This is a genomic window from Bartonella vinsonii subsp. vinsonii, from assembly GCF_902825235.1.
Lineage (GTDB): Bacteria > Pseudomonadota > Alphaproteobacteria > Rhizobiales > Rhizobiaceae > Bartonella > Bartonella vinsonii.
Window position 1 is genome coordinate 1 of sequence record NZ_CADEAJ010000016.1, and the last position, 13,309, is coordinate 13,309.

Annotated in this window: 14 protein-coding genes and 2 tRNA genes; 1 reads left to right on the forward strand and 15 read right to left on the reverse strand. The window is 37.7% G+C overall.

Annotated features, from left to right (window positions below; translation table 11 throughout):
• From J7R12_RS08180 to J7R12_RS08190, 3 genes are all read right to left on the reverse strand, one after another.
• Positions 1-127: GTP-binding protein (locus tag J7R12_RS08180; RefSeq protein ID WP_234924853.1), on the reverse strand; the 127-nt coding region annotated here is incomplete at its 3' end.
• A gap of 169 nt (positions 128-296) precedes the next feature.
• A tRNA-Gly gene (locus tag J7R12_RS08185) sits at positions 297-370 on the reverse strand.
• 28 nt (positions 371-398) lie between these two features.
• Positions 399-482, reverse strand: a tRNA-Tyr gene (locus tag J7R12_RS08190).
• Positions 483-686: 204 nt separating this feature from the next.
• Here J7R12_RS08190 and J7R12_RS08195 point away from each other — a divergent pair.
• Entirely contained in the window at positions 687-1,517 is an 831-nt protein-coding gene (locus tag J7R12_RS08195; protein ID WP_126603916.1) for a TrmH family RNA methyltransferase, read from the forward strand.
• A gap of 164 nt (positions 1,518-1,681) precedes the next feature.
• On the opposite strand, the gene J7R12_RS08200 is transcribed toward J7R12_RS08195, so the two are convergent.
• The 12 genes from J7R12_RS08200 to J7R12_RS08255 form a co-directional block, all read right to left on the reverse strand.
• Positions 1,682-1,900: a hypothetical protein gene (locus J7R12_RS08200; protein WP_126603915.1), complete on the reverse strand. Its 219-nt coding sequence runs from the start codon at positions 1,898-1,900 to the stop codon at positions 1,682-1,684.
• Positions 1,901-2,028: 128 nt separating this feature from the next.
• Positions 2,029-2,256 carry a hypothetical protein gene (locus tag J7R12_RS08205; RefSeq protein ID WP_126603914.1) on the reverse strand — a complete coding sequence of 76 codons (228 nt, stop codon included), beginning with the start codon at positions 2,254-2,256 and terminating at the stop codon, positions 2,029-2,031.
• Positions 2,253-2,915: a lysozyme gene (locus J7R12_RS08210; RefSeq protein WP_126603913.1), complete on the reverse strand. Its 663-nt coding sequence runs from the start codon at positions 2,913-2,915 to the stop codon at positions 2,253-2,255. The genes J7R12_RS08205 and J7R12_RS08210 overlap by 4 nt, the downstream gene beginning before the upstream one ends.
• Before the next feature lie 63 nt (positions 2,916-2,978).
• Positions 2,979-3,326 (reverse strand): hypothetical protein, encoded by a 348-nt coding sequence (locus tag J7R12_RS08215; RefSeq protein ID WP_126603912.1) that lies wholly within the window; start codon positions 3,324-3,326, stop codon positions 2,979-2,981.
• A 13-nt stretch (positions 3,327-3,339) separates the two neighbouring features.
• Positions 3,340-4,911, reverse strand: a complete 1,572-nt coding sequence (locus tag J7R12_RS09095; RefSeq protein ID WP_234924864.1) for a phage major tropism determinant — start codon at positions 4,909-4,911, stop codon at positions 3,340-3,342.
• 779 nt (positions 4,912-5,690) lie between these two features.
• The gene (locus J7R12_RS08225) at positions 5,691-6,479 is read right to left on the reverse strand and encodes an LbetaH domain-containing protein (protein WP_126603911.1); all 789 of its coding nucleotides are present in this window, start codon (positions 6,477-6,479) and stop codon (positions 5,691-5,693) included.
• A gap of 76 nt (positions 6,480-6,555) precedes the next feature.
• The gene (locus J7R12_RS08230; protein WP_126603910.1) at positions 6,556-7,053 is read right to left on the reverse strand and encodes an LbetaH domain-containing protein; all 498 of its coding nucleotides are present in this window, start codon (positions 7,051-7,053) and stop codon (positions 6,556-6,558) included.
• Between the two features lie 83 nt (positions 7,054-7,136).
• Positions 7,137-7,853 (reverse strand): hypothetical protein, encoded by a 717-nt coding sequence (locus J7R12_RS08235; protein ID WP_126603909.1) that lies wholly within the window; start codon positions 7,851-7,853, stop codon positions 7,137-7,139.
• Between the two features lie 83 nt (positions 7,854-7,936).
• Positions 7,937-8,608: an LbetaH domain-containing protein gene (locus J7R12_RS08240; RefSeq protein WP_126603908.1), complete on the reverse strand. Its 672-nt coding sequence runs from the start codon at positions 8,606-8,608 to the stop codon at positions 7,937-7,939.
• 81 nt (positions 8,609-8,689) lie between these two features.
• The gene (locus tag J7R12_RS08245) at positions 8,690-9,418 is read right to left on the reverse strand and encodes a hypothetical protein (protein WP_126603907.1); all 729 of its coding nucleotides are present in this window, start codon (positions 9,416-9,418) and stop codon (positions 8,690-8,692) included.
• A gap of 957 nt (positions 9,419-10,375) precedes the next feature.
• Positions 10,376-10,720, reverse strand: coding sequence for a hypothetical protein (locus J7R12_RS08250; protein WP_126603906.1), 345 nt, complete (start codon positions 10,718-10,720; stop codon positions 10,376-10,378).
• 206 nt (positions 10,721-10,926) lie between these two features.
• A partial coding sequence (locus J7R12_RS08255; protein ID WP_208439049.1) for a type ISP restriction/modification enzyme occupies positions 10,927-13,309 on the reverse strand: 2,383 nt, incomplete at its 5' end.

A 13,309-nucleotide genomic window follows, 5' to 3' on the forward strand; every position in this document is an offset into this window, starting at 1 on the left:
CATACGCTTTAAATTCACCAAAATATTTCGTAATTGCCGCTGTTAACGACGTCTTTCCATGATCAACGTGACCAATCGTTCCAATATTAACATGCGGCTTCGTACGTTCAAATTTGCTCTTTGCCATCGCTATCAATCTCTTGTTTTGTTAGCACCTAGAAACAGGACTACAGAATCGAATTAAACTGGGCTCGCATACCAGTTTGACCATTACAACTCTTAGACAGGAACCCTGCCTAACGTTATGATGGAAAAACCTCCCATTATAGTTACTTGCCCAGTTACTAACAACTGTTTGGAGCGGGTAGCGGGAATCGAACCCGCATATTCAGCTTGGAAGGCTGCTGCTCTACCATTGAGCTATACCCGCAACCATGTACTAACTCTCCTTCGATGAATGGTGGAGGGGGTTGGATTCGAACCAACGTAGCATACGCAACGGATTTACAGTCCGCCCCCTTTAACCACTCGGGCACCCCTCCATTACACCGACAAAGTCGTACGCAAGGCATCACTATAATACTTTGATCACCCATTCAATTCAACAGCTTGCGGGGGCGGTTATGACGATTACTATCGTCTCTGTCAACAGAATAAATACGATTCTGTACAAATTTCCTGCTAATAATTTTTAAATCACAGCTTTTTTCTCTCTCTTTTTGCCATGAATACGCTATAAATAAGCTATGAAAGAAAAAATATCACAAAACTCTCATTATGCTCGTTTACGTCGCCGATATCGTGATACAAAAGGCTTCCATTCTCGCTCGGCCACCTATCTGAAAAAGGAACCTGCTTCCCCGCAACAAGGAAAAATCCATCTTTATGGCATCCATTCGGTTTATGCTGCTTTAAAAAACCCAAAAAGAATTTTCGGACATCTCTATGCTACGCCAAATGCCTTAAAACGTTTAGACATATCCGAATCAGAGTTACCTTGCCCTGTTACATTATATTCACCCAAACAACTCGACGCACTCGTTGGAAGTGATGCTGTTCATCAAGGTGTTGTTGTGGAAACTGCTCCCCTCAAACCATGTCAATTGTCTGAACTCACAAATACCGATCTTGTCATCATAATGGATCAAATTACCGATCCCCATAATGTCGGCGCTATTATGCGCTCTGCTGTTGCATTTAAAGCTGATGCTCTTATTACCACTTATCGCCACTCCCCCCAAGAAAGCGGAGTTCTTGCTAAAGCCGCGTCTGGAGCTTTAGAGCTGATTAATTATATCACCGTACGAAACCTTGCCGAAGCACTCCAAGAGCTTCATAAAGCAGGTTTTATGAGCTTTGGACTTGATTCAGAAGGTAAAATTCCTTTAGAAACAGCATTAACAGGAAATAAAATTGCTCTTGTTTTAGGAGCAGAAGGGAAAGGCCTCCGTAAAAAAACACGAGAAACCGTTTGCGCATTAACTCGTCTTGATATGCCTGGACATATTAAATCACTCAATGTTTCAAACGCTGCAACAATAGCGCTTTATGCAACGCATAAGTATCTTAGATCGTAATGTTACATTTTTTCCAGAGATTAATAAACTTTCTTCTGATCTATATAATCAGTTGATCTTTATAATCTTTTTTAAGGTTCGGGATACATAGATAAAAGTATGGGAATATAATTTTCAAATCATGCCTCTACAACAGGGGCATTTTTTGAGAAGGTTTTGTGTATTTAACTCTTTGTTAACCATCTTTTGAAATGTGTGAGGATGTTATCAAGTGCATCCATAATGCGGGCAAAATCGATAATGAACATAAAGACAATGAACGCCACCCACTTCACGCAACGAGACATCATCTTTAATCCCTGATAGGTATTGATCATCTCATAAAGCAGCTGTCGTTCGGTTTCTGTAAGTTCTTTATCTTTGTTGCTTGCTTTCTCGACCATCTTTCCAACCGCATAAATGCGCTCCCTGCTTGTTATGCTTTAAAATATCTCTTGCTAAGTTGGGACTGATGACCGAAACATCCCGCTTATCCAAATAAATAGGCAACCAGCCAACACAAGAAACAACCCTATTTCCCGCGCACCCAACGAGAAAGTTCAGTGCGAACATCACCATCACTTTTCTGATTAACTTCATTTTCAACCTCAAACCGTCTCATTGCTGTCTTCAAAGCATGCTTGGTTTGCTTGTGCTGTTCACTTCTTTTACCCAAATGAAAGGCTTTCGCTAATGCCATAAAAAAAACGGCTAAAGCCGCTGTAATCATCAGGGAATATTTCTTGAGCCAGAAAATCACAATCGTTGCTCCCGAAACCGCTTGGCCACAAACACTATACCTGTTACAGCCGCTAAAACCATTATGCCTGCTAATGCCCATTGGATTGGTCCATTGCCTGCTAACAACCCTCCAAGACCTGAACACGAGCCTATAATCGGGGCTAGCGCTTCTGCTTTGAGAAGTCCTGTTGCCTGTTTCGTTTCTACATGTTGATAGTTAGAAGAAACATAAGATCCCTTCGCCCATAACCCCGCTTCTGCCGCTCTACGGTTTGCTAATCCTTTCAGAGGCTTGCCCCCTATCTTATTCCATCTCTGTAATTCTGCTGGAACCGATTCATAATCACCCTGATTAAGCTTTTTTAACAAGGTAGACTTGCAAAATGCTTTGCTTCCTACATTGTAGCAAAAGGATACTAATGCCGCGAACTGTTCATCCGTTAACCTCACCGTAACGGCTTCTTCAACCGCTTTCTCAAATTGCTTTAAATCCTCACAAAGAATTTCTTCTGCTTGCTCTTGTGTAATATACATGCCCTTCTTAACAATCGGTTTGCCCGCATTGCTGGTGTGACCATAACCTATCGTCCAAACACATGCCGTATCTTGGTATGCATTCAAGCGTAACCCCTCCCATTGCTTGATTAGCGCTAAACCTTCTTTCGATATTCTTCTCATCGCTTGCTCCATAAAAAAAGCCCCACAAAAGGGGGCGGCATAAAAGGGATATCTCAGTGAGAACTAGACGGTTTCATCTCTATTGTCTTTATTCTCTTTGATTAATTGCTCTACTTCTTCAACACTAAAGCCAAGGGAATTAAGAGGGGAATATTCGCTCTCTTGTAATTCATATTGATACCGTTTTTCCACAAAACTGGTCTCAAAATCTAAAGGCATTTCCTTCTCAACACAAACCTTATGCTTCTCGTCTTCTAATCCCTCTTCACCTTCTCCAAGTTCTTTTATACAAACCCAATCAAAACGCATTTCTAAAAGCTGTTCTAATCTTTTCAACGTTTCAAGCTTGTCATATTCAAGCATGTTCAAATAATCTTCTTTGCTATTTAAATGCTCTGGATATTCTCTCATTCCTATCGTCTCCTTAAACATAACGGCGTGGACGGCTACAACCACGGGCTCCTACCTGATCACTCTTTAAAGTACGTCCATGGTTGGCGCTTCTAATATAGGCTCCACAATTGGGATCATGACTCCAGCTCCCACCGCCTACCAAAACATTCATACTTACCCTAAAAGCGTTTCTTCCTGCTACGACAGAAGCTATCTGCATCGGAAACGTTCCGGCTAAAAACTGCCAAATATAACCGCAACCATCCTCACATCCGATGTGCGAAATCATGCGTCTATCCGCTGTATCAACATGTCCTCCAGAATGTTTGGGGCTAGGGGACTTTTTCCCCTGAATGCTGGTTCTGTCATTGCTCCCATACATCGCAGAAGCAAATTGTTCATCATTCAATAAGAACTTCTTCACGCACCTCAAGTCATCTGCAAAATCCGTATAACTACGATTGATCGTGATAGCAACACCATGCGCCGAACGCGTATTTGCACCTGTCCCTGATTGAAGATAAATATCTACCCAAAGATCTTGTGAGAGATCATAGACCATTCCTTCTGGAGAACTATGGGGACAGTGATTCAAACACCAAACTGAATTGGGTAAAATATCCCCTGCACTATAGCCTGATAACGGATGTCCATCAATCGTCCCAACATCCGCACAAAGTGTATGAAACCCTCCTATCTTACGAGAATTGCTCACTGTGTAATCACTTGGATACGTAGAGTTTTCTGACACTACAACTTGAGAAGACTGTTCTCCTTCAAACACCAAATAAACATAATAATTCTTGCCTGCCGAAAGATAAGGAACGCTTATTCTTGTATCTGCCGTATAACTTGCAACCAAAGTATTATTGTCTAATGCCAAAGTAATATGTGTTCCTTTTTTCAACGTTAATTCACTTTTTCCCGTCGCAACAAGAAACGGCGTAGAAATTGAAAGAACCGTTAAATTGGACTGTTTCAGTAAATTGTTTACCTCTTCCCCTAGCACTTTTGCCTGTGAGGCTACTGTATGGGCTGTTGTTGCCGTTTCTAGGGAACTCTTGATACCTCCAAGCTCTTGCTTCGTCGTATCGGCTGTTTTTTTGGCTTCTTCTGCTGTCCTTTTCGCACTATTGGCAACTTCCTTGGCTTTTTCGGCTTCGCTCTTGGCTTGATAGGCTTGTGAAGCTGCCGACTCAGCTTTTTCCTTGGCTTCTTCTGAGTATGTCCGTGCTAAACTTACGGGAGCTTTAAAATTATCAACCACTTGATTGATATCTATAACTCTACTCGTTGCTCCAGACGCTTCATTCTTAGCTGCTTCTGCCATAGACCGCGCTTGCTCTGCATCATGTTTCGCATAACCAGCTGTATCTTTTGCTTCTTTTGCTGTTTTTTGGCTTTCATCCACTACCGTTGCTAACGATTCTGCCTTCTTCTGTACCCCCTCTGCAACCTTCTTTGCCTCTTCCGCTGTGCTCTTGGCTTCTTGTGCTAATTGCTTTACCGATACATCTTGAGAAGCTATCACCTGCCTATCCGCTTGTACAGCTTGTTCTGCTGCCGCTTTCGCTTCATTGGCTACTCTCGTCGCCTCACTCACATCTTGTTGCGCCTGCTCTGCTTTCGCTGTTGCTGTTTCCGCCGCGCTTTTTGCTTCATCTGCTATACTCTTTGCTGCATTGGCCGTGGTTACCGGCGCATTGCGAAGAAAAACACAATAAAATCAATATGTTGAATGTATTTATTTTATATGAATCCACTTAAGAATCCACACTTTTATGCACGATTCAATTGAACATTTTTTATAAACAATAGCCATCTATAAACAGAGCATAAAAAGCAAATCATGATGCCAATATTATAACGCATGGGAGCATTCAAATGAAATGCTAAGCAGTTATCATTCATAACATCTCATAAATTTTATAAGAGGTTTTTATCATAATAAATCGCATTGTTAAAACGCAATTGAATATGAGAGCTTGTTTAAATGCAAAGATTTGAAATGTTTTCTTTTGAAAGGGATTAATCCAAATTTGGATTGGCTAATTTTAGTCACCTCAAATATGAGGGCATTGTTATTGATAGTTTGAAATCATCACAGAGCTAATATGTTTTTTCATTCAAATGTGATGATCTAAAAGAGCGCTTTCAGAAGCATTCATTTATATTATTTTGGATAAGTTTTTATAAAGAGAATAGAGAGCTTGTAATATGATACGTTCTGTATATATGCATTTGCTATTAGCTTCTTTTTTACTAAATCATGTTAATATCTCCATTTAAAAGCCGCGTCATATAAATTGGCACGGCTTTCTTTTTTGTACTTTTTTCTTTTGAGATGGTATTAAACATAAAGAGCACCCCCGCGTTTGTTGTTTATTCTTCTGTCTCAATTTTCTCAATAAGCTCCATAAGAATATCACTTTTGTAAACTTCCTTATTTTGGGGAACCACCTTTACCTTACTTTGTCTATTGAGAAGTGCCCTCCCATGGACACGACCCCAGACCTTAACAGTGTAAGAAACCTGAGCTTTTTCATAAACAGAGCCATAAATTTCAGCACAGCCACTCACTTTTGCATAGCCATAAACCTTGCCATAGATTTTTGCACGGTTGTTAATAACAGCATGACCATAAACATGCGCATAATTAAAAAGACGGGCAGAACCTGAAACCCTCGCATTGCCATAGAGCCTTGCATAATCAAAAACACAACTATTATGAGAAAGATGCGCATTGCCATAAACATGGGCTTCAATTGAAACGCGACTATTGCCATAGACACGAGCCTTGCCATAAACATACCCAGATACAGAGGCATTGTTATAAACAAATGCATTGTCATATATTTGTGCATATTGAGAAATGAACGCCTGATCACAAATTTGTGCATTACCATAGACTTGACCACACACTTGAGACTGATGACGTATTTTTGCATTGTCAAAAACACGAGCATGTCCATAAACCCATGCATCATCATAAACCCAACAATTGCCATCATGAGAGAGGTTGATTTCCTTTTCAATAAAGCCCCCTAGGTCACCAGCCTTGACATCATCAAAATCTCTTAAAGCACGAATGCGATAAAGCTTGGTAATTTTTTGTGTCATTTTATCTTTCAATTGTTTCATTTCATTTGTTAATTGGTATTTTTTAGACATAACAAACGCCTCACAATTTCGATTGTGTTAAAATTTGAACGGAAAATTTGAGAGAGAGGGGCGCCCCCGCAGCACCCTAGATGTTTAAAAGGGCTTTATTACGCAGCCAGAAAATTCTTAATTCATTATGGGAAAATTTTTCAATATAAGCTCTTGTTTCAATATCATCACGTGTCTTTTCTAAAATCATAACCATGCCGTGAAGATTGGCATATTCACAAACATGGAGATGATTTATCACACGGGCATGATCATAAATTCTTGCATTGCCATAGACATGAGCATGATCAAAAATGATAGCCTTGCCAAAAACGCATGCCTTTCCATAAACAAAACCAGCGATAACAGAGTTATTAAAAACCTTGGCATCTTGAGAAATATGAGCAGGGTTTAAAACCAGAGCATTATCATAAACCCAGCAGTTGCCATCATGAGAGAGGTTATTTTCATTTTCGATAAAACCACCCAATTGACCCGCCTTGACATCAGAAAAGTTTCTTAAAGCTTTAATGCGATAAAGGGTACGATTAGCAAAGAGACGTATTTCATTAGTGAGTGCAAATTTTTTTTGCATAGCACCATTCCTTTATAAGAAGATTCACGTTTAAAATGAAAGAGTTTGGAAAGCAGGCGCCCCCGCCACGCCCGCGCCGTTATTTACGTTGCTTTATTTTCACTAATCTTTACAACGTTATCGCCTTCATAAATTTCACAATCCCTAGGAATTCCATATGCATAGGAAGGGTTTTGTTTGGTATATAAATAACCATCTCTTTTTAATCTTGCATTGCCATGCACCAAACCTCTAATAATGTGATAACCAATCACTTTTGCATTGCCATAAACAGAACCATAAACCTCAGTATGCCCTCCCACGCTAGCATTTCCATAAACAGAGCCATAAATTTTTGCTGCTCCATTAACAACGGCATTATCATAAACTTTTGCCTTTACTTTAATACGAGCAGAACCTGAGATTTTTGCATTACCATAAACCCGCGCCTGATGATAAACCCATGCTTTATTGGAAATATGAGCATTGTCATAAACATGGGCATGAGGATAAACGCGGGTTTTGTCACAGACATGCGCATTACCATAAACATGACCACACACCTGAGCATTATGACGTATTTTTGCATTCTCATAAACACGGGCTTGTCCATAAACCCATGCATCATCATAAACCCAGCAATTGCCATCATGAGAGAGATTGCTTTCCTTTTCAATAAAGCCACCTAATTGCCCCGCCTTGATATCACCAAAGTCTCTTAATGCTTTAATACGATAAAGTGTGTAATCACCCAATACACGGGTTTCATTTGTAAGTTCATATTTTTTGGATACAATTTTAGATGCAGTTATAGTGGTCATAGGGAGCTCCTAATCTAAATATCTAGAAAATTTTAGTGAAATGTTCTTTTAAAAGAGGGCGCCCCCCACGCCCGCGGTGTTATTTACGCAACGTCTTTTATGGTTTGATCACAAATTTTGATATGACCATTCAATTTTTTTGTATCTATATATGAATTACCAAAAACACTCACTTTATCGCAAATGTATGTACCACCTGTAATTTTTGCATTGTCATAAATACAAACATCACCACAAACCACAGCAAAAAACCAAATTTGTGCATTGCCAAAAATCTTTGCATTCCCATAAGCTTGTGCATAGCCAGTTAGCAAAGCATTGTCATAAATTTTTGCATTGCCTTTTATAACAGCCCTGTCAGAGACTTCAGAATTATTCAAAACACAGGCATGATTGTAAACAAAAGTTTTTCCAAAAACCCTAGCGTTATCAGCAATTTTTGCATTGTCATAAATTTTTGCACAATCAAAAACCTTTGCATTACCACAAACCGTTGCATTATCGAAAACGCTAGCATAATTGAAAATTTGCGCATTATCAGACACGAAGCCCTTGTCAGCAACCCACGCATCATCATAAACCCAGCAGTTACCATCATGAGAGAGATTATTTTCATTCTCAATAAAGCCACCCAATTGACCAGCTTTTACATCAGAAAAGTCTCTTAATGCTTTAATGCGATAAAGGGTACGATTACCAACGACATGCGTTTCATTTGTGATTTCATATTTTTTAGATACAGTTGTAGTGGACATAGGTTTTATTCCCAATCTAAATAATGATTAAATTTAAATGAAAGTTAGAGAGGGGCGCCCCCGCCGCGCCCACAGTGTTATTTACGCAGCTTGATTGGCATCTTCAGAATTGCAATCATATTCGTAATCATCATCATAACCATAATCATCATAATATTCGTGACGATAGTAATCATCTTCACTACCAAATTCGGGATATGCCTCGTCCCAAATATGATCATCAGAAGTTAAAGAGGCGGCACTATGTACATAAGAATTGCCTGAGATAAGAGCCCCACAAACCACGGCATCATCACAAACTTGAGAATGATCACAAATATGAGCAGCGCCGCTTATTTTTGCATTGCCCCCGACATGGGCATCATCACAAATCACAGCATCATCAGAAATATGAGCATAATTCGTTACAGAGGCGTTATCATAAATTTTTGCATTGCCTTCAATAACCACGGCGTTGCTAACATGCGCATTGCCATAAACCTCACAATAATCATTTATTGTACGACCTTCGAAAATCGCATTTCCATAAATTTTTGCATTGCCATATACATCAACAAAATAACCCTTTACTTTTGCATTCCCAAAGACACGAGCATTTTGGAAAACACGAGCATGATCATAAACCCAGCAATCCCCTTTATGAGATAGGTTGCTTTGCTTTTCGATATAGCCACCGAGATCACCTTTTTTTACATCACCAAAGTCTTTTAAAGCACGTATACGGTACAATAAATGACCATTGACGCATTGCATATCATATGTGAACTCATATTTTTTGGATGATGTTTTCTTATTAACAGTAGCAACCATGCTAGTGTCTCCTTGATGTTTAATGTTTTCAATTGATACCCTTATAAAAATAAGAGCGCCGGGTGTTTGAAAACACGGCATCAAGTCCGTTGCTTACACTTTTCCCTAGAAGGGTATTGTATGGTGTAGCACACCCGACAGAATCTTAATATACTAACAACAGCATAAAAGACAGTCAGTTTTTATAAATGGGAAAGATCGTTTCGTAATCTATCCGCTTGATGTTTAGTGTTTTCAATCACTTGATTATTTATATACCAAAATACGTATTTATTGTCAATTATATTTTATTGTTTTTTGTATTTTTTTATGATTATTTTTTATCATATTGTGTATAAATATGCATCATATGCCTATCAATATTTTCTGTTTTATTGCGTCTATTTGACTCTATATTACGCAATGGCGTTATTTTCTCTTTTAAACTTCATAATAACTAAAAACGCTCTCATAATGCCTATTTTAAACTTTATAAAGCATGATTATTTTTATTGAATGCCTTGTGAATATTTTTTGTGAATTTTGTTATCATTTATGAGACGGTTTGTAATTTAAACAGCTTTAATAGAGATCGCATCTTCATAACCAACGCTTTTGATTCATTCTTTAGAGCCACCGCATCATTTTTATAAAAAAGATAATACGGTTTTTATCTTTTATAAGCTAGATCTAAATATACCTATTGAATTCTTATATCCTTATCAAAATACCTTTTTATGGGCTTTTGTCTCTTTTGTTAGTTTTGTCTGTTGATTTACCCCCCCTTCCATTTAAAAAAATTGAGATAAAAATAAAAACATTATATTTCAATATGTTAGTGTTTTTTAAAATTTTAAAACATCAGGTATAAAAGTCATGTGAGTAATATAGACAATTAATGACACGCATTTTGTCTGTTTTTGTCAGTAAATTTAACAGACAATTCTTATGATTTTACTGAGTGTTTAAACCCATGTTTTATGAGAGGGCATATGGCTCTTTAAAGCCTTTCAAAAGAGAGTGTGTAATTATGAAAGGTGCTATCAAGATTATTATCGTTATTAGTTTTAAGGATTTTGGAGGTTTTGGGGGTTTTGGAGGTGCCTGTCTCATTTTTCTTTTAATTTTTTTCAATAAAAAATAAAAATCATTATATTTCAATATGTTAATTTTTACCAATTTTTCAAAAAACAACCTATTTCCATAATACAACCTATAAATACAACCAATAACATATGTTTTGTAGGGGTTTTGGGGGTATAGGGGGTGTTTTTTTGCTTTTTTTAAAATGAAGGAATTAAAAGCGTAAAGTGATATCAACATTCACTGTTTTCTTTAAAGAGAGCGTTTGAAAGATATGATGGCATCATCTTAAATTGCGAGTTAATCTTTTAAAGGCATTACATGGTAAATCATTCCTTTTAAGAGTGTACATAATCATCTTTAACAAGAGAGTATAGATATAAACTCTATACCCCTTGTAAGATGTGCATACCCATCATGTGAAATGTGAGCATGCTTTCTTAAGTCTATTCAGTTTCTCTTAATTCCAAATTTGGTAGGTTCTTAACAATCTTCATTGTTTCTAAACTTACCGTAATAACCCTTTGAAACAATTCCAATGGATAAGCAGGGTTGCCAATGGTTTCAACCGCATAGCAATTGGCATCATTAACAATGCCACTCTTTTTATCGGTCTTTACACATTGACGCCCCATAACCCATTCAAGAGCGGGCTTGCCATTTACGATATACTCATAAGCTTCAAGAGGGATATCTGTTATTGTGATATTATTGTTATAAAAAACAGTGGTTTTATCTTTTTCCTTACTATTCCCAGCAAATTTCATTTCTGTAACATAATAGAATTTCTCAGGATTAGATATATCTGTAAGTTTAGGGTCACCTTTTTTGAAGGTCACAGGATAAGATTCTACGCTTTCATAATTGATGTGCAAATTGCCTAATTCACGCCCTGCTGTAACAAACATCCAAAAATCTTCAGCACTCTTTACGCAAGGGATGCGAGGGAGTTCTTTAGAGAGATTATCAGCATAACGAGCACGATAATCTTTTGAATGCAAGATCCCGTAAACATAATAGAAAATATCATCTTTAGTTATGGTTTCATTCGGATAAGCAGCTTTAAAATGTGCTAATCCTTCATCAGTGATGGCATCACGGCGTTGTAAACCAGCAGCTTTGGTTTCTTCTGTAGAATTTGTAAATAAATGGGATTGTTTTTCATTTTTACTTTTTGAAGGCGCAACATCTTCATAGAAATACCTTGGAAAACATTGGCTTTTCTCTATTGAATCAAGATTAGGCAAAGCATTACTCATCAAGACAGAAAAGCCAGCCATTGCTCCTGTCCCTGTAACTTGTATTACTCTATTCTCAATTGTTTGTTCTATCGGGAAGATACGAGGCATTTGGTAAACCATTTCATTAAAGGTACGATTATAATAGAGCCACTGTTGTGTAAAAGGACGATACAAGCTTTGAATAAGGCATGTATCTTCAAATTCAAAAACTTTTCCTTTTACCAATTCTTGTTTAAGTGCACGACTCCAACTTATCTTCTTCTCATCCGAATTTATGAAGTTGTTTACAGCATTTACGCATGTTCTACGGTCAGAGTGTAGATAGGCATCATTAAAACGTTCTACTTCACTATTATAGAAAGCAATCATATTCTTCATGTTTTTTGCTAAAGATTCACGGCTTGAGTTATATGCCCAAGCATCGCGATTGGTTGAAATACCACATGAAAAAGTCTCAAAGAGCTTTTTATCGTGTCCTTTTTTATTACCTATGGCTAGGAATGTTTTAAAACTTTCATCACGTTGATTAATCCAATCACCATGTTTGTCTGGTGTAATGATTTTCCAACCGCGATTACTCCGTGTAATGCCATCAATACTACCAAAGTCCTTAATTGACTTAAGCTTTTCTTCTCTTGTGAGATAATCTTCAAAATCATGAAAATATATTTTACCACGCTGTTTGGATTCTGGATTTTTTACAAGAATAGAGATAGCAATAGGGGCTCGTGATCCGGAACCAAAAATCTTTCCACCTTCTTTTCGAGAAAGCTCTCCAGAGGTTCGTTGATTACCCCGTAAATGGAAAATATAAAGGCTGCTAAATTCTTCAACTAAACACTTGCGTAAGCCATCCATAGATTTAGTATCTACAAAACCCGCATTTGTGACAAAACCAATAATACCACGGTCTTTTATACGGTCACTTGCCCAACGGATGGCACGAATATAGCTATCATAAAGATTGCGCATGTTGATTGCTTTTGATTGGGCAGTATAAGTCTCACTGATACGTTTATCTAAGAGCGGATAAGAAATATTTTTTGCATTGTCGTTTTCACTTTTTTGTCCTACCGAATAAGGAGGGTTACCAAAGATAACTTCGATATTCAGCTTTTTCTGATGTTCTAAATACTCACTGTTTTCTTTAAATAATTCTTGCAGAAGGTTTTTCTCTTCAAGCATCTGAAACGTATCCGTTAATCCAATATGTTTGAAGGGGATATAATCTCCTTTCATAAGACCATGATAGGTTGATTCAATGTTAATCGCTGCTATGTAATAAGCGAGCAAGACAATCTCATTGGCATGGATGTCATAACGGAACTTATACTCCATATCTTCCGGTTTTATGAGATTAGAGTGTAAAAGCCGTGTGATAAAGGTACCTGTTCCCGTAAAGGGGTCAAGAATAGAAACACCACGTGATCCTAAACTCTTGCCAAATTCTTTGCGTAAAATATCATCAACGGAATGAATAATAAAATCCACAACCTCAACAGGGGTATAAACAATGCCAAGCCTATCTGTTGTCTTTTTAAATGCCTTGGTAAAAAAACTTTCATAAAGCTTGATAATAAGGTTCTGT

Coding starts and splice junctions, on each gene's coding strand:
- J7R12_RS08230 (WP_126603910.1), bottom strand. CDS start 7,053: ATGCAAAAAAAATTTGCACTCACTAATGAAATACGTCTCTTTGCTAAT.
- J7R12_RS08245 (WP_126603907.1), bottom strand. CDS start 9,418: ATGGTTGCTACTGTTAATAAGAAAACATCATCCAAAAAATATGAGTTC.
- J7R12_RS08200 (WP_126603915.1), bottom strand. CDS start 1,900: ATGGTCGAGAAAGCAAGCAACAAAGATAAAGAACTTACAGAAACCGAA.
- J7R12_RS08225 (WP_126603911.1), bottom strand. CDS start 6,479: ATGTCTAAAAAATACCAATTAACAAATGAAATGAAACAATTGAAAGAT.
- J7R12_RS08215 (WP_126603912.1), bottom strand. CDS start 3,326: ATGAGAGAATATCCAGAGCATTTAAATAGCAAAGAAGATTATTTGAAC.
- J7R12_RS08235 (WP_126603909.1), bottom strand. CDS start 7,853: ATGACCACTATAACTGCATCTAAAATTGTATCCAAAAAATATGAACTT.
- J7R12_RS08195 (WP_126603916.1), top strand. CDS start 687: ATGAAAGAAAAAATATCACAAAACTCTCATTATGCTCGTTTACGTCGC.
- J7R12_RS08250 (WP_126603906.1), bottom strand. CDS start 10,720: ATGTTGATATCACTTTACGCTTTTAATTCCTTCATTTTAAAAAAAGCA.
- J7R12_RS08240 (WP_126603908.1), bottom strand. CDS start 8,608: ATGTCCACTACAACTGTATCTAAAAAATATGAAATCACAAATGAAACG.
- J7R12_RS08210 (WP_126603913.1), bottom strand. CDS start 2,915: ATGAGAAGAATATCGAAAGAAGGTTTAGCGCTAATCAAGCAATGGGAG.